Raw genomic sequence first — 18,794 nt, 5'->3', positions numbered from 1 at the left:
TGTCAGAAAAAGAGTTCTCCATTTTGTAAAACCCCCTCTCGATGGCATTGGCGTGCGAGTTGCTTATTATGCGTGACAATAAGCACTCCACGTGAATCATGTGATTGAGATAAAAGAAGATTATGAATGTATTCTGAAGTTTGATCGTCTAAATTTCCCGAAGGTTCGTCTGCGAGTAAAATGGATGGATCATTTATTAACGCCCTAGCAATAGCTACGCGTTGTTTTTCTCCTCCTGATAGATTACAACATCGAGAGTGTACTCTGTGGGATAAACCTATGGATTCTATCAGTTCTAATGCTTTTCTATATACTGAAGATCCTTTAGAAATACTTTTTCGAGCAATGCTTGCAGGCATTAGGATATTTTTGATTACAGTATCATCTTCTAAGAGATAGAAGTTTTGAAAGATAAAACCAATATGTCGGTTTCTAAACTGAGAAAGATTGTAAGTTTTCTTTTCTTTACCTAGAAAAAAAAGTTCACCTGATGACGGTGTATCTAATGTCCCCAACAAATGTAGGAGTGTGCTTTTCCCATTTCCTGAGGCTCCTGTGATAGCAACCACTTCTCCAGGATGTAAGTCGATACTTACATTACGTAATATCTCAATATTTTGATTGCTTTGTTGAATAGTTTTGGAAAGATTTTTCGCTTCAATAAGAGGAGGCATAATTATTCCGCTTTTAAGATGTCCGAGACGTGCATTTTAGCAACTTTCCTTGCTGGCAAGGCTCCAGAAATAGCCGCTAAGATTAAGGTCCCTAATCCTAGTATAGCAATTGTAGGGATATGGATTTCCTGAGGTAGACCTTGACCAAAGAATGTGGAGTTAAAAGCTTCTCTGCCTTGTAGATAACTTAATCCACGGGTAATTAGAGAGAGATTTTTCATTGTTATAATTGCAAAGATTGTGCCAAGGATCACACCAATTGCTCCAGAAAGTGCTCCGCAGAAACTGAAAATGACCTTTAAGCTACGTGAGGGTGTTCCCATAGCCTTAAGGATCCCTATTTCTTTCTTCTTATTATTTACTAGAAGAATGGACATAGTCACCACATTCGAACAGGCAACGATCAAGATAATAATAGAAATCAATAAAAATAATACCTGGTCACTACGAAGCTGATCTAAGATAGGCTTGAAATACTGATAATCATAAAGAGATGATACTTCCCAATATTGATCTACATCCATTTGATTTAAAATAGTTTGAATCTGATTTTTAATCAGAGTTATTTGTTTAGTATTAGGAAAGAAGACATGCAAGCCGTTATGCATTCCTAATCCCGTAGATTCTGAGCGTATTAGGGAAGCTAAATCCATATCAATGAATACAATCTTACTGCCCATGGGAGATAAACCGGGATTGTAGAATCCAATAACATGTACGGGATGTTTAATTTCCTTCTGAGTTTCTGGAGAGAAAATACTAAGATTGCCTTTATCCCCTACCCTATAGCCCATATCACGATAGTTAATGGGAAGAATAACGGAAGATCCCCGATAAGTATTTTGTAAATTTGCAAAATCTTTTTCCCAACCTTCATTAGAACTGTTGAAAGGGTTTAAAATCTCCGAGCTATAATCCGTATGATCATAGGGAAGCACCCTATCTTTATAAATCTTGTCTGAGGGATAAGCAACAAATTGGGAAAATGTTCGAGATTCTGATTTACTAGGATCTATAATCTTATCCATTTGCACATAACCAATACCCTCTTCAAATTCCAAAAGCTGTCCTTGATTTTGATTTAGATAGGGAGTGAGAGATTCAAAGACTATTTTTACAGGATCCTTCAACTCGCCATTTGGAGTTATGTCAGGTATCGGGAAATTCTCAGGAAGAGAGTAATCTAAATCTGGATTATAAGGATCTATAAAAGATGAAACGAGTTTTTCTCCTATAGTCTTTGTTGTATATTGAGAAAGATCCGCATGCCTATCTACTTGATAGTAGTAAGAATCATAATATAAAGCTGAGGGTAAGATTTTTATTGGAGAATGAAGCTGGGAAAGATCATGAATCCAACGCTGTTCTAAACCATAAATTACGGAAATAAAAACAATGGATAACCAAGTGACTAAAGAAATGATGCCTATTGAAAATATAGAAACAATGGCAGAAGATAATCTTTTCTTTCTTGGTATTAGATACTTAAAAGCAATTAGAAGTTCTAATTTCATGACCTACTCAACAACTTAGAATAGAAGCTAGCAGGTAAATAAAATCTTTTACTTAGCTTCTTTGAAAATTACGTGCCTACGCAGTTTTCTATCATATTTTTTGAGTTCTAGTCGACCTGTTGTTTTTCTTTTATTTTTAACAGTCCAGTACATATCGGAACTTTCAGAACTTTTTAATTTAATGATTTCACGATTCTTACTAGCCATTGATGAATCCTTTTAAGAAAATGATAAATCGCTTATGATACTATATTTATTTTCAAAAAGAATCAAGAAAACTTCCCCATAATTTAGAAGAGAATTTTCATGACAACTAAAGAACAGGTTTTTTTTAACCAGGCAACTTCAAAAAATAAAATTCATTTTATTAGTTTGGGATGTTCTAGAAATCTTGTGGACAGTGAGGTAATGCTCGGTATCTTATTGAAAGCTGGTTATGAAGCTACAGAAATACTTCAAGAAGCTGACTATTTAATTTTGAATACGTGTGCTTTTTTAAAAGCAGCTCGAGATGAATCTATGGATTATCTTCAACGTATAATTAAGGCAAAAAAGGAAAGTGCCAAGATTATATTAACTGGTTGTATGGTATCTAAGCATAAAGAGGAGTTGAAACCCTGGTTCCCCTATATACATTATGTTTTAGGTTCTGGAGATGTAGAACATATTCTATCTGCGATCGAATCCAAAGAAGCCGGAGAAAAGTTATCTTCCAAAAGTTATTTGGAAATGGGAGAGATCCCTAGGAAACTATCGACTCCTAAGCACTATGCTTATTTAAAAATTGCTGAAGGATGTCGTAAGCGTTGTGCTTTTTGTATTATTCCAACGATCAAGGGCGGTTTAAGAAGTAAGTCCCTAGATCAAATTATTAAAGAATTTCGTCTATTATTAAATATGGGTGTTAAAGAGATCATTTTAATTGCTCAAGATTTGGGTGATTATGGTAAAGATCTCTCAGCAGATCGCAAATCTTGTTTAGATAGTGTATTAAAGGAGATGCTCAAAGAGCCGGGAGACTATTGGATTCGTATGCTCTATCTATATCCCGATGAAGTTGATGATACGATTATTGATCTTATGGAAAGTGATCCTCGTCTACTCCCCTATGTAGATATTCCCCTACAACATATTAATAATCATGTTTTAAAAAATATGTTAAGAACAACATCTAAAGAACAAATTTTAGACTTATTAACTAAGCTACGTACACGTATTCCACATATTTATATTCGCTCTTCATTCATTGTCGGTTTTCCTGGAGAGACCGATGAGGAGTTTCAAGATCTTGTAGATTTTGTTAGTGAAGGATGGATCGATAATTTGGGGATCTTTTCTTATTCTCAAGAAGAAGGTTCTGTAGCTGCGAAAATGCCTGATCAAATATCTCAGAGCGTAAAATCGAAAAGACTTAAGATTCTTTCTCAAACACAAAAGAAAAATGTTGAAAAGCATAACAAGCAAATTGTTGGGCAAATTGTTGAGGCTGTTATTGATGGATATCATCCTGATAGCGAACTCTTGCTAACAGCACGTTTTTATGGACAAGCTCCTGAAGTTGATCCTTGTATTATTGTTAATGAAGCGCGTTTAGTTTCAGGATTCGGGGAGCGTTATTTAATCGAGATCACAGGTTATGTAGGTTATGATCTTGTTGGTCGAGTAATAAAAAAAGTGCCCGGAGAATAAATTTTACCGGGCAAAGTTGTAGTTCAATATTTTATCTAAAATAAGGTAGCTGAACTACATTCCAAGAAAATGAAGCAACACGCCACCAATAACTTAAGTTTCTTAATAAGAAGAACCCATTTTGTGTGGCAAAGTATGTGGTTGCAACCCATTTCATAGGTTTAGATCTGTAGTAACTTGTTCCTGAGCATGTGGATCCTTGTAAGAATATTTGTTTCCCGCCGACCACAGCCATCAAGAGACATTCTCCTCCTGTCCCATTATCTAACCAACCTCCATGTTTTGCCATAATGACAGTGATCCGGAAGAGTTTAGGATTAGATGGACTTGCTTGAAATGCAAGTTCAGCAGGTCTACTTGATTCAATTTTGAAATCAGGAATTTCCATTTGATTGGTTTGCTGATGGAATCTATCCCAGGGAATATCCCAAATTCCTCCCTTTACTTCTCCTGTTCTTACATGTCCTCCTGAAGTTGCTGAACGCATAGAAACAGAGGTTTTCGTCTGTTTAAATCGTCCATAGGGAACGTACTGTTGTCCATACTCTTGATTATTATTTAAGCTACTCGTGTATTTCACGGTATGGTTTGTTAGATTTACCCTTCCATAGAAATCTATCTTTTGATTAGACCCGATTTTAACATTCATATCCCCACCAACAAATAGGTCTTGACTGCAGTTAAGTTTTCCTGCAGTGCAAGTTAGATTGGTAACAGTAGTGTTCTTTGATGTTATGGTATCTCTTACAGTAAGAGCACGGGTTTTTTTATCCTGAGATAAGTCTTTAGAGTAGATATTAAAACGAACAAACGTAGGGAAACTGATATTAGTTTTAGGTGTTGACATCGTATTTTAATCCTCCTCAGAAAATCTTGATGCAAATGGGAACCAGATCACACTTACAGTAGAAAACATGCTATTTATATGACCTCCTGTAAAGACAGTAACTGAGGGTGAATTAGAACTAGATACATCTGTAATAGAGAAAATAGCGTATAAAGAGGTGCTCGTTCTATCTGTCTTATAATGCCCACGAGTATCTGCTGTACATAAATTCTGAGATTGTCCACTTGAATTTAATCTTAAGAATAAATTTACCTCATCATTTCCTGAGTGTTGTCCATTCATCCTTGTTATTTCAAAAGTTACCTGATAGATGCCCGGAGTTCGAATTCGAATATGTTGTGGATCAACATAAAAATAGTTTCGATACATTGGGGTATAATTTTCGAAATCCTTAGAAGATCCTGTTTTAAAATATACTAAGGAATCTTTATCAATATTAGATGTGCCGCGATGATCTATAAAACAAGTGTAAGCTTGTACGCAACTCTTTCTATAGTAATTGAATGTGATTGCATCGCGTTGAGAAACGGGATCTGAAATATTATTAAAAAGAGGCTGTGTTCCAGAAGTAGATGAAACAGTAATATCTCCGTTAAGAATAGTTTCTTTTAATGAACAACTATCGTTTCCCGAAAGATTTCCACCAACGAAGAAATCACAGTTTGAATTTACATCTTTTTGTACAGTCAGTGAGTCAGCATTAAACTCATCTTCGATGTTTAAATTCCCATCAATACTTAATGTGGCGTTGTTTAGATAGAGATTTTGATCTTTTACCCCCGTTGCATCTGTTTCTACAGTCTTGTTATCAGGATTAGCCGGAGTAGAGCTCAGGATGTTTTTATTTTTATTATTCATGGCTATGTATGATCCTCTGGATAAAAAATGAGACCAAAATAAAATCCGCTTAATACCGCAGTATTTTGCATTAAAAGTGCACAAAATAGAGATTTTGCTACGGTATTTCCATTAGACACAGAATCATTTGGATCAGAAGGAGGATTTTGAAAATGTATTGATGTGCTTAATGCTCCTTGGTCTGCATAGCCTCCGCCACTATAGATAGTGTTAGTGCTATAAATAACGTCCGATGCATCTCTTAAATGAATATCTCCTCCCCAACCATTGTCCCATCCCCAACGCTTATTGATGCCATAATCTATCATGTAGATCCCTTTACTCAATAATTGAACCCATTGAGTTCCTGGATAAGTAACCTTGGAGGCACTTCCTTTTTTATAGTCAACAAACCGTATGTGAGAGAAAATGTTTTGCGATTGATACACCAATCTATCTGGCCCTATAATAGGAATGGGGTCCGATGTATTGATATTGATTCTTCCATATAGATTAAGTGAGCAGAAAAAATATTCAGGAGAGCGTATATAATTTGCTGGAACTGGAGAAGAATCATGAGTAGGTCGAGCTACATTACTGAGCCTATTGCCATGCAAATCTATAGAAGCATTGTTTGATGCATTTGTTATGGTAAGTGAGTTCGCCGAAGTAAGACCGGAAACATTTATAGCTCCATGAAAAGTAGCGTTCCCCGGTTTAGTTACAGAAAAGCTATTTGTAGAAACTATCGAATCAGATTTGGTGTCGTTGGTTTGTACATTTCCCGCAACAACATCACCTTCTAAAGTAGAATCTACATAGAAATAGCAGTCATTATTATTATCATTAGAATTAGAAGTAGTCATTTATTATTTTATTATTCCAATTTTTTCTAATAAAAATCAGATAATAAAATAATGGTCAATTTCTAATATGTTTAGTTAAATTATTTTAAAATAAATTAACTTTTAATAACTAAATTAGTAATAAAAAAGAAGGCGGTAAAGAAAAAGAAAAAATTGGGGGTGGCTGGATTTGAACCAACGTATCCGTAAGGAGTCGGATTTACAGTCCGATGCAATTGACCGCTATGCGACACCCCCAAAAAATGCTGGAGAAAGGACTTGAACCCTCAACCGTTCGATTACAAATCGAATGCTCTGCCAATTGAGCTACTCCAGCGAAAAACTTAGGAAACCTATTGCTTGAATAGAAAACTTTATTAACCAATAGGAAATCAATTTATACGCTATTGGTTATTTTCTTCCAAGTCAGAATCAGTATTTTCTGATATGCGATAGTCTTCTTGTGTAGGAATAAAGTCTTCGGAAACAAAACTTGTGTCTTGATTAGTTTGTTCAATCGAATGCTCTGTAGAGAGATTCGTCTCCATAACTTGAAAATTATGCTTCTTAAGTTGCTCTGAAACCAAACGGTCTTCTTTAGCTTGAGCTTTTTTGACAGTTTTCTTTCCAGGCGCTGTTTTATTCTTGGTAATCTCGTGATATTTATCAATCGCTTGCTTTTGCTCAGACGTCAAACTTTCAGAGAGACGTTGAAATAATTGTGTGCAACTATTCCCTGCTTGACCTGAAGCGAGAACTTCTGCAGAAAATTTAAATTTACCTTCAGAAGTATAACGCGCGGGTTGACTATCTTTAGCAAGACAGCATTGCTTATATTTCTTATTAGAACCGCATGGGCATGGATCATTTCTATTAACTTTTTTTGACATGTAATCCTTTTCAAAGCGAAGCGTTTAAAGGAAAGTTTAAATAAGATAAGGATAAAAACCAATTATAAGTTTTCCTATAAACTAAGATTGTATTGCAAGCTTTGTTCTATCCTTTTACTATTTTTCTATGTCTATTCTGCACTTACATCCACCTTGGATTAAAGCTGGCAAACGCATAGAAAGTTTGGTCCGCAAAGCTTTATACACTTATTCTATGTTAGAAAATCACACTAAGATTGTTGTGGCTCTTAGCGGTGGTAAAGATAGCCTTTCGTTACTTCTAATGCTCAAGGCAATTTCAGGAAGAGGTTTTCCTGAACTTGATCTTTACGCTGTTAATATCGGTGGGAAATATTCCTGTGGTGCAGAAGTTAACCAGAAATACTTAGCAAATATCTGTGATAAAATCCAGGTTCCTTTTACATCTATTGTTTCCCCTTATGATCCTGAGGTTCCAGAATGCTATTCATGTTCTCAGGTTAGAAGACGGCTACTTTTTCAAGCAGCAAAAGAAATAGGGGCTACTGCGGTAGCTTTTGGACATCACCGAGACGATGTCGTGCAAACAGCTTTAATGAATCTTCTACATAAAGCAGAGTTTGCCGGGATGTTACCTGTTTTAGACATGGTACATTTTGATATTACAATTTTACGTCCTTTGATTCTTACCCCTGAATCATGGATACGTAAGTTTGCTAAAGAAAGTGGCTTCGCTCGTGTTACCTGTCGTTGCCCTGTTGTCTCTTTAAGAACAAAAACAGAATCTGTTTTAAAATTGCTAGAAGACATTTTCCCTCAAGCACGACATAATATTGCTTTAGCAGTTGAACAACAAGGGTTGTCAAAAGCACAAAAAATCAAAACTAATTAAATATATTTTTCTAGATTAGTCTTACTAAAATATTTATAGTAAGATTTATTTTCTTGGTAATTCTATGAACAAAAGATTAAAGATTCTATTAACTAACGATGACGGCATTTCGGCGAAAGGAATGAGCCTTTTAGTCGCTAACTTACTAAAAGCTAATTTCGCAGATTTATATATAGTAGCTCCGAGTACAGAACAATCAGGAAAAAGTATGTCATTTTCCTATACACAACCCGTCTCTATGGAAAATGTTGATTATCCACAAGATGTTGCGGGTGCTTGGTCTGTTTCCGGTAGTCCCGTAGATTGCGTAAAACTTGCCCTGGGTGATTTATTCCGCGATTCTTTGCCTGATCTTGTATTATCGGGTATCAATCACGGATCTAATGCGGGAAGAAATATCTTTTACTCCGGAACTGCTGGAGCAGCTATGGAAGCCATTTTATCAGGTATTCCCTCAATAGCATTTTCTCAAGAGCAACACATTTCCTTCTTTCAAGAAGATTCCGCTCCCGAACTATTGAAAAAGCTATCATTATATGCTTTATCGACCCCCTTCCCTATTCTTACGGGTTTCAATGTCAATTTTCCTGCTAGTGAACGTAATGAGGCCTGGAAAGGAATGCGACTTGTTACTACAGGGAAAGAATTTGCTTGCGGTTTACCCAAACTTTTAAGTAGCGATGGTAAACGTAAGAGTTTTTCTCTAAGTGATTGTCAGATAGTAATAGATGAAGATATCTCTGATGAATGCCGCTCTCTTTTAGACAATTACATTACAGTAGTTCCTTTATTAGTAAGAAATTCTCCACTAGCTTTAACTAGTGAATTAGAATTTCAAGAACTACAGGAAGATTTCGAAGTATTCATTGGTTCTGAAGCTGATACTAGATTATCCGATGTCTAAAACAAATAAGTGAGGTAGGTATTTCCGATTGAAAATCATTCTCATGGCAGTCGAAAATTATCTACTTCATAAATTCTTTAGCTAGAAAATGTATGTGCGTCTCATCTTCCATGTTAAGAAATAGATGTTCCAGAATTTTTCATCATGTATAAGTGCTTTATAAGCCTTCTTCGCTATCCTAAAAATTAAAATTGTTTAAATATCACATAGATATTTTATCATAGCTATTTATGATTCTATCTGTTTATTTTTTGTGCCCTAGATAGTCTAAACAAGTATTTTTTATGAAAATTCATTTTTTTAGAATTCAGTATCTTTTTTGCGCGTTATTAATGTGTTTCCCTTTAACAACTGCCTTCTCTAAAGAAAAAGAGGCTAGTGTTTCAGAGAAGTCTGATCAGAGCAAAAAAAGAATGAAAATTTTATTAACTAATGATGATGGAATTTCCTCTAAAGGAATGACCCTATTAGTATCCAATTTATTAAAGGCTGATTTTGCTGATATTTATATAGTAGCTCCTGCTACAGAGCAATCTGCAAAAAGCATGGCATTCACCTGCCGTGAATCTGTAATTTTACAACCTTATGATTATCCTCAACCTGTTGCAGGCGCTTGGTCGGTTTCTGGGACTCCTGTAGATTGTGTGAAAATCGCTTTGAGCTACTTATTTAAAGATGCTTTGCCAGATCTTGTGTTATCTGGAATTAATAGTGGATCTAATGCAGGAAGACATGTTTTTTATTCTGGAACCACCGGGGCAGCTATGGAAGCTATTTTATATGGGATTCCTGCAATAGGGCTTTCTCAAGAAAAGAGAATCTGTGCTTTTCAGGAGAATAATCCTAATGTTCCGGAGATACTAAAGTCTTTATCTTTGTACGCTTTATCCTTGCCTTTTGGTTCACATCCTGTGGTTCTTAATGTTAATTTTCCTGCCAATAGCAAGCCTTGGAAAGGAATGCGATTTGTTTCTGGTGGAGAAGAATATTCTTGTGGGGTTCCTAAACTCTTACTTTGCAATGGAGATTCTAAGATTTTTGCATTAACTAATTGTCCTATGGTTGTAGGAGAAGCTCCTTCTGAAGAATATCAAGCCATCTTAGATAACTATATTTCTGTGGCTCCTTTAGTAGTTAGAAGTTCTCCTATAGCAACTCTTTCTTTGAAAGAATTCCAACAACTACAGGTAGGATTTCATAACTTTGCCAATACTATCGCTATGAGAAAATAATCCTTAGCTTCCAGTTTGTTTAGGGCCGATCCATGGCCCTAATTTCTTATATATGATCATTCTTATCTAATTAACATATACATTAAAATATGCCTTTGGATGTCTTTGAGAGCGAAAATAAAATTAATCTCTCTAATATGCACTTAGAATAGTGAGCTTTCTTCATTATCGGAGTAAAAATGGTTGTGATTAAACTATTTCTTCTGTTAATGTATGCACCTAATCTTGTTTGGATGCGTAGCTCAGCGGTTAGAGCACCTGTCTTACACACAGGGGGTCATAGGTTCAAATCCTGTCGTGTCCATTTGCGGGAGTAGTTCAATTGGTTAGAGCACCGCCCTGTCAAGGCGGAAGTTGCGGGTTCAAGCCCCGTCTCTCGCGAACATTCAATCAGAGGTTGAAAATGCCCCATGGAACTCGTTTAACGAAGTTTAGCTTTCCTCTGTACTTTTCCAAGACCCTGAGTTGGTTTATTCTTGGAGGGTTTCTTGCTGCCTGTGGAGTTCAAATGGTCTTAGTCCCTAATGAACTTATCGACGGCGGTATTGTAGGTTTATCTCTTATTGCCTCCCATTTCTTTGGTCATAAGTACCTCCCATTCTGTTTAATATTGTTTAACTTGCCTTTTGTTATCTTGGCTTTTAAACAAATTGGTAAATATTTTGTCATTCAGATGATGACCGCTGTGATCATCTTTTCTTGTGCCTTATGGCTCATCGACTCTCTCCCTCTATGGTTTGGTTTCAATCCTATAGTTTTCAAGGGATCAGAGATGGAAACCGTAGTATTTGGTGGGGCTATTATCGGTGTGGGTTGTGGTTTGATTATCCGTCATGGAGGATCTACAGATGGCACTGAGATTCTAGGTATTATCATCAACAAGAAAAGAGGCTATACTGTTGGTCAGGTTATCCTCTTTGCGAACTTTTTCATCTTTGCGTTAGCCGGAATTGTTTATCAAAATTGGCACACAGCATTCGTTTCATTCTTAACTTATGGTATTGCTACAAAGGTTATGGATATGGTGATTTTAGGACTTGAAGATACTAAGTCCGTAACTATTATCACTTCTTCTCCAAGAAAACTAGGCCATATTCTTATGGAGAATTTGGGTGTTGGTCTTACTTATATCCATGCTGAAGGTGGATATTCTGGAGAACCTAGAAATGTTCTTTACATTGTTGTAGAACGCTTACAGCTTTCACAACTTAAAGAAATTGTCCATAGAGAAGATCCCTATGCATTTATTGCAATTGAAAATCTTCATGAAGTAATTAATGGTAAACGCACGAATTAAGCGGGATTCGCCCAAACTTTTTCTAAGTCACTTTTTACATCTAATAGAGACAGAATTTTCCCAACAATATCATTGGTAATATCCTCGACTGTTTGTGGTTTGAAGTACCACATCGGCATAGGAGGAAAAATAATAGCCCCATTTTGCGATAATTTGAGTAAATTTTCTAAATGAATCGCATGTAAGGGACTTTCCCTAGGAACTAGAATCAATTTTCTGCGTTCTTTTAAAGCAACATCAGCTACTCTTCTTAATAGATTATCCCCCAATCCCACCGAAAGAGCTGCTATTGTCGCCATGCTACAGGGAACTATAACGGTAGCATCCACATGATAAGATCCTGAAGCTAATTTACTCTCTATAGATTTGATGTTGTGTTGATGAATATAGCAATGGTTTTCTTCGGGAATTAAAGAAAGTAAAGAAGAGGTATCGAGTTCGTAATAAAGTGTTTTCATAGCGGCTGGAGAAAGAATTACCTCAACATCGTGTTTCATTTTAGATAATTCTTCTATCAGCTTTACGGCTAAGATTATTCCAGAAGCTCCGGAGACACCTACAATATAACGTTTCATGCGTATCTATTAACATTACGAAAGTAATAAACTTATCATGACCAGGAAAAAGGATAAAGCAAGGTAAATATTTCCCTTAAAGAAACATCTTTCAAGATTAGCTTTATTCTTGTGCATTTCATGATAGTTTTTAATGGTTTTACAAATGACTAAGATTGGGAAAAGAGATAATACAAGACCTAATTTAGTGAAAGATGCGAGTAAAGACATCACTATATAGGATACTAAGCTGATCACTAAGCATACTGAAGCAATACGTATAGCTTTTTCTTTTCCAAAACATGCAGGAACACTGTAGAGCTTTTCTTTTCTATCGAAATCCAAATCCTGAATTGCATAGATAATATCATTAGCAGCAATGATCATTGCTGCCGTTATTCCCCACAAAGAAACTATGGTAAACACCTTTAAAGAAAGAGGGCCCGAAGATAGGGAATAAAAATTCATAAGAATTGCCAGATAATAAATTAATCCCAGCATCCAATGACATAAGTAAGTAACACGCTTTGCATAAGCATAAGCAACCATAAGAATGGTAGATATTAAAGCTAACCACGCGCACTCTTTATTTAAAAACATACATAGAGTGACAAAGAAGAACAAAGCAATAGCTGTAACTAATAAAACAAAGTTGAATGAGAGCTTTTTTGAAGGTAGTACTCTAAAAGAGGTTCTAGGGTTTTTTTTGTCTATGTTGTAATCGATAATCTGATTTATTAAGATCCCCGCTGTTCTGGCGCAGAAAAAAGCAAATCCCCCAATTAATAGTGTTATCAATCCCTTTTCAGAAAATATTGACGAAATTTCAGGAAACGTCAAAGCAAATGCTGTTGTCGCGGATAAGAATATGATCGAAAATAGGGCATATTTCATGTTTAATAACTGGTTAAAATATTTCATTTGCATGATGAAAACTTTTTAATCTCTAAATTATCTGATTAATAAATTCTTAAAAACACCGTTGACGCACGACTCAATGTACACCTGAAATAGTATTGAGCCATAGACGCTATCTTATAATTAAAATTGTGTAAAGTTTATAAAACACTTTCTTGTATATAGACTTTTATATTCCTAAATAATTAAAATGCTTAGCTTTAGATATAAATATTGTGTTTGTTTATGAGATTAATTTTTTATAAAATGCGATTTATCTGTTTTTCATTACTAATGTGTGTTCCCACATCAATCGCATCTTCTCAGGACTGGGAAGCTAAGCATATTAATGATTGTGAGCAGATCGTCTCTTCAACTCAATTTTATCAAGATCATGGTCCATGGATAGTTGTGGCAGGAGGATGTTGCCCTACAGACGAAAATTATAAAGAGGCTAAAAATGCAGGTCTTTCATTAGCTAAAAACGGTTATTCCGTGGTTACAGGATCAGGTCCTGGAATTATGGAAGCCGCTAATTCTGGAGCTGCACAGGCCGGAGGAGTATCTTTAGGATTCATCTTAAAAGGTGAGGACTTGAATGATCATATACCTCAAGAAAATTATTGTCAGGTTTCCCATATTTCCCACCGTTTACAGGGAATGATCGGAAATTCTTCGGGCTGTATTATATTCCCTGGGGGATTAGGTACAGTAGATGAAGTTTTCTTTGCTTTAGATAACTTTAGGTATCAAGAAGTTCCAAATCCGGTCGTCCTTGTAGGAACAGAATTTTGGGGACCTCTGGTAGAGTGGATGAAGAATTTACACTATACTCATACGTGTCCACAAAACTTATACCTGGTTGATTCATCAGAAGATGCTGTAGAAGTCATTCAATCTCATTACAAGAATCAGTCTTGTAGCTTTTCTTCTAATTAATCAAAATTTGAGAGTCTGCTCTACATGCTTGTGGAGCCGCTCTCACTTCTTGGTTTTTCAAAAAAATAATATTATATTTGTTTCGTTGTATCGTAATAATAATGAAAACTAACTTTGGTTTTTTAAAACAAAATTAGATTTACATGATTTATAATCAGATGGTAGCATATTTCTTTTGAGAAAGTTTTTTGTTAATTTTATGGTTATCCCCGCTGAGATTCAAGTTAGAAATTCACAGAATCAAGTTAGAAACATTTCTGTTTTGGCGAATAACCACAACTTCATTAAAAATGAAAGACAGACTTTTCTCGCTGTTATCGGAGCTTTTGCTCTAGGCATCATCCTACTTCTTGTTGGGGTTTGCGTATTGATCCTTCCTTTGGGGCTCACTTCAGCTTTAAGTATTTCTCTAGGAGTTTCTGGAATTATTATAGGCTCTGCGGTCATTGCTTACTGTCTCAAGGTTGTCTATTTTCAAAACGCTATTTGGAGAAAGAACTACCTAGAAATAAAAAATGCTCTTAGGGACCACGGGCTGCCCATTCCAAAAGAAAAGAATACAGAACCTGTTTTATCTATACTCTTCCCCTCATCGTTAGATGTGTTAACCTATGGTAGGGTCCATTGTATGGGGAAAACTAGAACGCTAATCGCCTTAGGTGAAATTATTCTCGGTATAGGCTGCATAGTTGGTGCTGTTATTTCTCAGCTTTTGCTAACTACTTGGTTCCGTCCTGGAATTAGTTTAGGTCTAGGTATTACAGGAGCCGCTCTATTTATCGGAGGTCTTCAAGATATCCGAGCCTTTAGTTTGAGTGCTCAAGGAGTTACCCATCTGTATTTAATGCAATACGAACAAGAGTTAAGAAAAACAGAAAGAACGGTATTCGAAAGAAGTTTAGAAAGTGCGGTGACGCGCTCAACCTTATTAGAACATAATCTTCAGGAAGCTAATACTAGAAATTTAAACCTAACTACTGAACTCACTTCAAAAAGTGCTCAAATCACGCACTACAAAAACCGAATTTCGAGTTTAGAACTAGAAAAACTGATTACCCCGGCTCCCGCAACCTCGTCATGGTTAGGTGCAATTTCTTCGTCTATTTCATCTACATCACAATATATAAGTTCTTTCCTACCTGGCACAAAGAAAGCCGCTGCTCCGACTCTAGCAACAGAAACCATTTCGAGCACTCTACTAGCCATCACTTATCCAGACACTATTGTTGAAATACAAGGAGATGAACAGACAGGAGATTCGTCCTCTAGTAATGATGCTAATGAATCCGATGACGATTTTGAAGATGCCAGTGAAGGACTTGATGGGTCCTAGCTGAAATTACAGCACCTCAATAGTGCTTAATTGCAAAGAAATCTTGACAACTCTTTAATTTTTAAAGAGTTAAAACTTTATTATAAAGTATTAGCCTCTTAATTTCTAAGGTTTGCATTTTGTTGTTTTGCACGAGGAAAGAAACCTTGAATCTTTTTATATTGTAAGATTTTATTTTCATTTCTTTTTACTGAAAATTAATAACATATTTGTTAAAATTTTCATCGATTTTTATTATTTTAAATAGTTTCAAGTATGGCTTCTCCTATATCACGTTCCTCCTCTCATGAAGAGGCAATAGAAAAGGTTTCCGTATTAAAACGGGTCTGTCAGGATTCTCATATTAGTCGTAAGGTTGTTAGTCTCACCCTTATTGCTGTGGGTATTATTTTAGTTATATCTGGGATTCTACTTTTAACCCTTACGATTGCTAATTTACCTTCAGCATTTTCTATTGCTTTGGGAGCCACGGTTCTTGCCTTAGGTACAAGTCTGATCTCGTTTGGGATAGCTATGCGTATTCTTAGAAAGCCCTCTTCATCCCATCAAGAAGAAGATGTGTTAGCTAGTGAAATTATAAGAATTAAGGGATTAGTCGAACAGAAAACGGAAGAGGTTACCCATCTACAAGCAGAGTTAGGTGAATCTCAAAGACAGCTTGCAGAAATTTCTGGAGAACTTGAGACAGGGAAACAAACTATTACCGATCTACAATCACGTTTACAGCAATCTGAAGAAGGATTAACACAGGCCAGAGAAGAAAACAGCGCGCTTCAGACACGTATGCAAGAAGCTGAAACTACTATTCAGCAAAGAGAAGAGCAAATTCAAGCACTTCAGGCTGAATTGACTTCTGAGAAAGCTAAAGTACAGCAACTCGAAGGTAGAATTAGAGATCTAATTGCGGATGCTCAAGAAAAAGCTAACAATATAGCTACTCTTGATGATGATTTATCTAAAGCTTTGACTAACCAACAGGATTTAATAACTAGATTAAATAATGATTTTGATACAGAAATTGCTAGATTAAATCGTCAATTACTAGAAAAAACAGCAGAATTAAATGCAGCTAAATTAACAATAGACCAAATACAACAACGATTAAATAGAGCCGAACAACTATCGTCTCCTACTCTAATAAGAAGAAGTGGTTCTAGTCTTTCGTTAAATGCTAATGCGTCTGGTAGCCCAACTGTACGTACTCGTTTTAATAACTGGTGGGAAAATAGGAAATCATCCAGAAGCGGCTCGTCTTCCACAACAGTTACTTCCTCTTCTGAAAGTTCCTCATCAAATGAGCAATCGTCTGATGAAAGAAATCAACAAAATAACGATACAGAGGAAGCTGAAGAGGCTGACGAAAACTCCTAGGATTCATCTTCTTTTGTTAAAATCATCTTTAAAAAAGCTCAAAGTACGCTTTGGGCTTTTTTTATATATCTAAACGAATTTTTCTTCTTTCTTGTTGACGACGTAATGTTTGATCTAAAAATATCTGAGCAGATCGCCAAAGTATCTTTTCGACATCTTCTATATGCAAACTATTTTGTAGAATCGTATGGATATTCGGATGATCTTTAGCGGTAGAGCATTCAGGAAAAAACTTTTCATGTTCATCCGAATAGAAAAAGTCTGTTCCCAGGACGATTTTATCTAAGATTCCCATTTTTTCAGCGTGGTAGATATGCTGTTGCAAATCTTTTAAAGATGACCCCACGAAGTAGTTCACAATGTTCAAGCCAATCACGCCACCCCTAGACGCGATTTCTTTTGCATGAGCACTAGTAAGGTTCCTAGGGATATTTTGAACTTCTCGGAAGTTAGAATGACTAGCAAGAACCTGGATAGTAGGCAATTTATCCAGAGTATAGTCTAGGATATCATCGGCAAGCCTATCACAACAATGACTAAGATCTATAGGAATAGCTAGTTGATCCATAACCTCTAATAGACGTTTCCCGTCAGCAGTCAGTTTATGGGGATCTAAAATACCTCCTCCAAAACGATTTCTTCCATTCCAGACAATACCTAAATAAGCAATGGGTCCCATAGAAAATAGATCTATAAGCTTATTCAAAAGTTCTCTGAGATGTTGGTAATCAGAGCCTAATCCAGAGGCGTTTTCTATACTGCGAACAATCGAGAGAAAATTTTTACTAGGATCTTTATCTAAAATACCGGAATCAAAAGAGATGAGTTGTATACGTTTATCTGATTCTGGAAGGCTGAAAAATAGTTGGTTTTGTTTATCAGCACTTGGAGAACTTTCGCTATGCTCAGTAAATATAGCACAAACCTGCTTATTGACTCCTCCAGAGAGCAATTGATTAGGAGAACAACGAACACAAGGATCTTGGTCAGAAAAAGTCTCATGAGAAAGAAGGTCGCAATGCATATCTATAATCATGAAATTCACCTAGTGCATATAAGTATAGGGTGCTAGATAAGACGTAAGTTCTGGATACAAAGATGTTTCCTGATCATAAATAAATATAACAGTAGGTTCCGAGGATCTTAACGCTTTTCGTAAAGTGGGATAAAAGGTACGTGGTTGAGGATCTTTACAGATAATACCTTGAAAATCAGGATGGGATGAAAGAAACTGATTTAGGGCATCATCATCCTTTAGAGTATAAATTCTAATATGTTGAGCAAATCCATGCCTCGCTAAGCAGGGAGCTATCGTTTCCCCCATTATTTCTTCAATAGACTGACGAGAAATTATCCCCTCACGATATATCTTTAAAGGATCTGTAGATATTACTGTTGATTCCAATCCATAGGAACATTGACCTGGAATAATGAAAATATCATCATTAGAAAAATCTTCAACAACCTCTTCAGAAACTACTGCTGGAGGAAAATTTGAAATATTTGCAGAGGTTCCTAGTAAAGGACCTGATAAGTCAATAAGCCTTTCTATTATTGGGAGGGATAGAATCCTAAATCCTAATTTTTCTTGAGAAAATCTAGCATTTTTATGATCTATAAGTAAAGTTAATGGTCCTGGAAGGAACTCATGAGCCAGTTTAATAGCTTGGGAAGATAATGGATAACCAGAGAATTTTTCGATATCCTTAAGTGTATTGACATAGACAACTAAAGACTTGCTTCTATCTCTATGTTTTAGAGAATAAATACATTCTTCAGCATTTGGAGCATCTAATGCTACGGCTAAACCATAGACAGTATCTGTCGGAAAAGCTATAACCTTTCCCTTATGTAAATAATTTGCAGCTTGGCGCAAATAAAAATCTGGATCAGTACCGGACATAAAAGCTCCAGAATTAATCAATTTTAGTACATTTTAACCAAAAACCAAATGATTAACTTAGTAAAAACCTGGTTTAATGTTTGCCTGAAAAGACTTTAGCATAGGTATATTTCTAAATCCAAGTTTTTTAAATACAGCTTCTGTTTTATAAAGAAGATTAAAGTTATTTAATATTAACGACATTAATCCTCTCCTTT

At 35.8% G+C, this 18,794-nt stretch carries 19 protein-coding genes and 4 tRNA genes; 10 read left to right on the top strand and 13 right to left on the bottom strand.

Translation table 11 applies throughout. From position 1 onward, the window contains the following. Positions 1 to 2: 2 nt before the first annotated feature. From H9Q19_RS05150 to rpmG, 3 genes are read right to left on the bottom strand one after another with little or no spacing between them, the layout of a single operon-like run. Positions 3 to 674 carry an ABC transporter ATP-binding protein gene (locus tag H9Q19_RS05150; RefSeq protein WP_213240960.1) on the bottom strand — a complete coding sequence of 224 codons (672 nt, stop codon included), beginning with the start codon at positions 672 to 674 and terminating at the stop codon, positions 3 to 5. Between the two features lie 2 nt (positions 675 to 676). Further along, entirely contained in the window at positions 677 to 2,188 is a 1,512-nt protein-coding gene (locus H9Q19_RS05145; RefSeq protein ID WP_213240958.1) for an ABC transporter permease, read from the bottom strand. 48 nt (positions 2,189 to 2,236) lie between these two features. After that, positions 2,237 to 2,395, bottom strand: a complete 159-nt coding sequence (rpmG, locus tag H9Q19_RS05140) for a 50S ribosomal protein L33 (RefSeq protein WP_006343203.1) — start codon at positions 2,393 to 2,395, stop codon at positions 2,237 to 2,239. A 99-nt stretch (positions 2,396 to 2,494) separates the two neighbouring features. Here rpmG and rimO point away from each other — a divergent pair, with 99 nt between their 5' ends. Then, positions 2,495 to 3,877, top strand: a complete 1,383-nt coding sequence (gene rimO, locus H9Q19_RS05135) for a 30S ribosomal protein S12 methylthiotransferase RimO (protein ID WP_213240956.1) — start codon at positions 2,495 to 2,497, stop codon at positions 3,875 to 3,877. Between the two features lie 31 nt (positions 3,878 to 3,908). On the opposite strand, the gene H9Q19_RS05130 is transcribed toward rimO, so the two are convergent. The 6 genes from H9Q19_RS05130 to H9Q19_RS05105 all read right to left on the bottom strand — a co-directional run bounded on the left by H9Q19_RS05130 (position 3,909) and on the right by H9Q19_RS05105 (position 7,296). Then, positions 3,909 to 4,724 carry a hypothetical protein gene (locus tag H9Q19_RS05130; protein ID WP_213240954.1) on the bottom strand — a complete coding sequence of 272 codons (816 nt, stop codon included), beginning with the start codon at positions 4,722 to 4,724 and terminating at the stop codon, positions 3,909 to 3,911. Between the two features lie 6 nt (positions 4,725 to 4,730). Continuing rightward, a complete protein-coding gene (locus H9Q19_RS05125; RefSeq protein ID WP_213240952.1) occupies positions 4,731 to 5,582 on the bottom strand; it encodes a hypothetical protein in 852 nt (283 codons plus the stop codon). Positions 5,583 to 5,584: 2 nt separating this feature from the next. Next, the gene (locus H9Q19_RS05120) at positions 5,585 to 6,427 is read right to left on the bottom strand and encodes a hypothetical protein (protein ID WP_213240950.1); all 843 of its coding nucleotides are present in this window, start codon (positions 6,425 to 6,427) and stop codon (positions 5,585 to 5,587) included. A gap of 154 nt (positions 6,428 to 6,581) precedes the next feature. Then, positions 6,582 to 6,664, bottom strand: a tRNA-Tyr gene (locus tag H9Q19_RS05115). Between the two features lie 6 nt (positions 6,665 to 6,670). Then, positions 6,671 to 6,743 (bottom strand) — tRNA-Thr (locus tag H9Q19_RS05110). A gap of 67 nt (positions 6,744 to 6,810) precedes the next feature. Further along, a complete protein-coding gene (locus tag H9Q19_RS05105) occupies positions 6,811 to 7,296 on the bottom strand; it encodes a YecA family protein (protein ID WP_213240948.1) in 486 nt (161 codons plus the stop codon). Positions 7,297 to 7,423: 127 nt separating this feature from the next. Here H9Q19_RS05105 and H9Q19_RS05100 point away from each other — a divergent pair, with 127 nt between their 5' ends. From H9Q19_RS05100 to H9Q19_RS05075, 6 genes are all read left to right on the top strand, one after another. Further along, positions 7,424 to 8,167: a tRNA 2-thiocytidine biosynthesis TtcA family protein gene (locus H9Q19_RS05100; protein ID WP_213240945.1), complete on the top strand. Its 744-nt coding sequence runs from the start codon at positions 7,424 to 7,426 to the stop codon at positions 8,165 to 8,167. Positions 8,168 to 8,231: 64 nt separating this feature from the next. Further along, a complete protein-coding gene (gene surE / locus H9Q19_RS05095; protein ID WP_213240943.1) occupies positions 8,232 to 9,071 on the top strand; it encodes a 5'/3'-nucleotidase SurE in 840 nt (279 codons plus the stop codon). Between the two features lie 413 nt (positions 9,072 to 9,484). Next, positions 9,485 to 10,303, top strand: coding sequence for a 5'/3'-nucleotidase SurE (gene surE / locus H9Q19_RS05090; protein ID WP_249324537.1), 819 nt, complete (start codon positions 9,485 to 9,487; stop codon positions 10,301 to 10,303). A gap of 231 nt (positions 10,304 to 10,534) precedes the next feature. Continuing rightward, positions 10,535 to 10,607 (top strand) — tRNA-Val (locus H9Q19_RS05085). Between the two features lie 3 nt (positions 10,608 to 10,610). Further along, positions 10,611 to 10,684: transfer RNA gene (locus H9Q19_RS05080), tRNA-Asp, on the top strand. A gap of 22 nt (positions 10,685 to 10,706) precedes the next feature. Beyond that, positions 10,707 to 11,600 (top strand): YitT family protein, encoded by an 894-nt coding sequence (locus H9Q19_RS05075; protein ID WP_213240939.1) that lies wholly within the window; start codon positions 10,707 to 10,709, stop codon positions 11,598 to 11,600. On the opposite strand, the gene H9Q19_RS05070 is transcribed toward H9Q19_RS05075, so the two are convergent. Both H9Q19_RS05070 and H9Q19_RS05065 read right to left on the bottom strand, forming a co-directional pair. Next, complete coding sequence (locus H9Q19_RS05070; RefSeq protein WP_213240937.1) at positions 11,597 to 12,175, bottom strand: flavin prenyltransferase UbiX; 579 nt, start codon at positions 12,173 to 12,175, stop codon at positions 11,597 to 11,599. The two genes, H9Q19_RS05075 and H9Q19_RS05070, sit on opposite strands and share 4 nt — an antisense overlap. A gap of 15 nt (positions 12,176 to 12,190) precedes the next feature. Next, positions 12,191 to 13,081 (bottom strand): 4-hydroxybenzoate octaprenyltransferase, encoded by an 891-nt coding sequence (locus tag H9Q19_RS05065; RefSeq protein ID WP_213240935.1) that lies wholly within the window; start codon positions 13,079 to 13,081, stop codon positions 12,191 to 12,193. A 237-nt stretch (positions 13,082 to 13,318) separates the two neighbouring features. Between H9Q19_RS05065 and H9Q19_RS05060 the strand changes: the two genes are divergently transcribed. The 3 genes from H9Q19_RS05060 to H9Q19_RS05050 all read left to right on the top strand — a co-directional run bounded on the left by H9Q19_RS05060 (position 13,319) and on the right by H9Q19_RS05050 (position 16,694). Next, positions 13,319 to 13,990 (top strand): LOG family protein, encoded by a 672-nt coding sequence (locus H9Q19_RS05060; RefSeq protein ID WP_249324516.1) that lies wholly within the window; start codon positions 13,319 to 13,321, stop codon positions 13,988 to 13,990. A 199-nt stretch (positions 13,991 to 14,189) separates the two neighbouring features. Then, complete coding sequence (locus tag H9Q19_RS05055) at positions 14,190 to 15,323, top strand: CPSIT_0556 family inclusion membrane protein (protein ID WP_213240933.1); 1,134 nt, start codon at positions 14,190 to 14,192, stop codon at positions 15,321 to 15,323. A 255-nt stretch (positions 15,324 to 15,578) separates the two neighbouring features. Then, positions 15,579 to 16,694: an incA family protein gene (locus H9Q19_RS05050; protein ID WP_213240931.1), complete on the top strand. Its 1,116-nt coding sequence runs from the start codon at positions 15,579 to 15,581 to the stop codon at positions 16,692 to 16,694. A gap of 61 nt (positions 16,695 to 16,755) precedes the next feature. Here the strand turns inward: H9Q19_RS05050 and H9Q19_RS05045 are convergent, their stop codons facing one another. Together H9Q19_RS05045 and H9Q19_RS05040 are read right to left on the bottom strand one after the other, a co-directional pair. Further along, complete coding sequence (locus H9Q19_RS05045) at positions 16,756 to 17,730, bottom strand: membrane dipeptidase (RefSeq protein WP_213240929.1); 975 nt, start codon at positions 17,728 to 17,730, stop codon at positions 16,756 to 16,758. Between the two features lie 9 nt (positions 17,731 to 17,739). Next, on the bottom strand, positions 17,740 to 18,597 hold the full coding sequence (locus tag H9Q19_RS05040; RefSeq protein WP_213240927.1) for an L-threonylcarbamoyladenylate synthase: 858 nt from the start codon (positions 18,595 to 18,597) through the stop codon (positions 17,740 to 17,742). Between the last annotated feature and the right edge of the window lie 197 nt (positions 18,598 to 18,794).

The sequence above is a fragment of the Chlamydia crocodili genome (genome assembly GCF_018343815.1).
In the GTDB taxonomy this organism is placed as follows: domain Bacteria; phylum Chlamydiota; class Chlamydiia; order Chlamydiales; family Chlamydiaceae; genus Chlamydia; species Chlamydia crocodili.
This window is presented reverse-complemented; position numbering and strand designations above follow the sequence as displayed.

Coding starts and splice junctions, on each gene's coding strand:
- H9Q19_RS05150 (WP_213240960.1), bottom strand. CDS start 674: ATGCCTCCTCTTATTGAAGCGAAAAATCTTTCCAAAACTATTCAACAA.
- H9Q19_RS05130 (WP_213240954.1), bottom strand. CDS start 4,724: ATGTCAACACCTAAAACTAATATCAGTTTCCCTACGTTTGTTCGTTTT.
- rimO (WP_213240956.1), top strand. CDS start 2,495: ATGACAACTAAAGAACAGGTTTTTTTTAACCAGGCAACTTCAAAAAAT.
- H9Q19_RS05055 (WP_213240933.1), top strand. CDS start 14,190: ATGGTTATCCCCGCTGAGATTCAAGTTAGAAATTCACAGAATCAAGTT.
- H9Q19_RS05100 (WP_213240945.1), top strand. CDS start 7,424: ATGTCTATTCTGCACTTACATCCACCTTGGATTAAAGCTGGCAAACGC.
- H9Q19_RS05060 (WP_249324516.1), top strand. CDS start 13,319: ATGCGATTTATCTGTTTTTCATTACTAATGTGTGTTCCCACATCAATC.
- H9Q19_RS05145 (WP_213240958.1), bottom strand. CDS start 2,188: ATGAAATTAGAACTTCTAATTGCTTTTAAGTATCTAATACCAAGAAAG.
- H9Q19_RS05065 (WP_213240935.1), bottom strand. CDS start 13,081: ATGCAAATGAAATATTTTAACCAGTTATTAAACATGAAATATGCCCTA.
- H9Q19_RS05045 (WP_213240929.1), bottom strand. CDS start 17,730: ATGATTATAGATATGCATTGCGACCTTCTTTCTCATGAGACTTTTTCT.
- H9Q19_RS05075 (WP_213240939.1), top strand. CDS start 10,707: ATGCCCCATGGAACTCGTTTAACGAAGTTTAGCTTTCCTCTGTACTTT.
- H9Q19_RS05040 (WP_213240927.1), bottom strand. CDS start 18,597: ATGTCCGGTACTGATCCAGATTTTTATTTGCGCCAAGCTGCAAATTAT.
- H9Q19_RS05125 (WP_213240952.1), bottom strand. CDS start 5,582: ATGAATAATAAAAATAAAAACATCCTGAGCTCTACTCCGGCTAATCCT.
- H9Q19_RS05070 (WP_213240937.1), bottom strand. CDS start 12,175: ATGAAACGTTATATTGTAGGTGTCTCCGGAGCTTCTGGAATAATCTTA.
- surE (WP_249324537.1), top strand. CDS start 9,485: ATGAAAATTTTATTAACTAATGATGATGGAATTTCCTCTAAAGGAATG.
- rpmG (WP_006343203.1), bottom strand. CDS start 2,395: ATGGCTAGTAAGAATCGTGAAATCATTAAATTAAAAAGTTCTGAAAGT.
- H9Q19_RS05120 (WP_213240950.1), bottom strand. CDS start 6,427: ATGACTACTTCTAATTCTAATGATAATAATAATGACTGCTATTTCTAT.
- surE (WP_213240943.1), top strand. CDS start 8,232: ATGAACAAAAGATTAAAGATTCTATTAACTAACGATGACGGCATTTCG.
- H9Q19_RS05105 (WP_213240948.1), bottom strand. CDS start 7,296: ATGTCAAAAAAAGTTAATAGAAATGATCCATGCCCATGCGGTTCTAAT.
- H9Q19_RS05050 (WP_213240931.1), top strand. CDS start 15,579: ATGGCTTCTCCTATATCACGTTCCTCCTCTCATGAAGAGGCAATAGAA.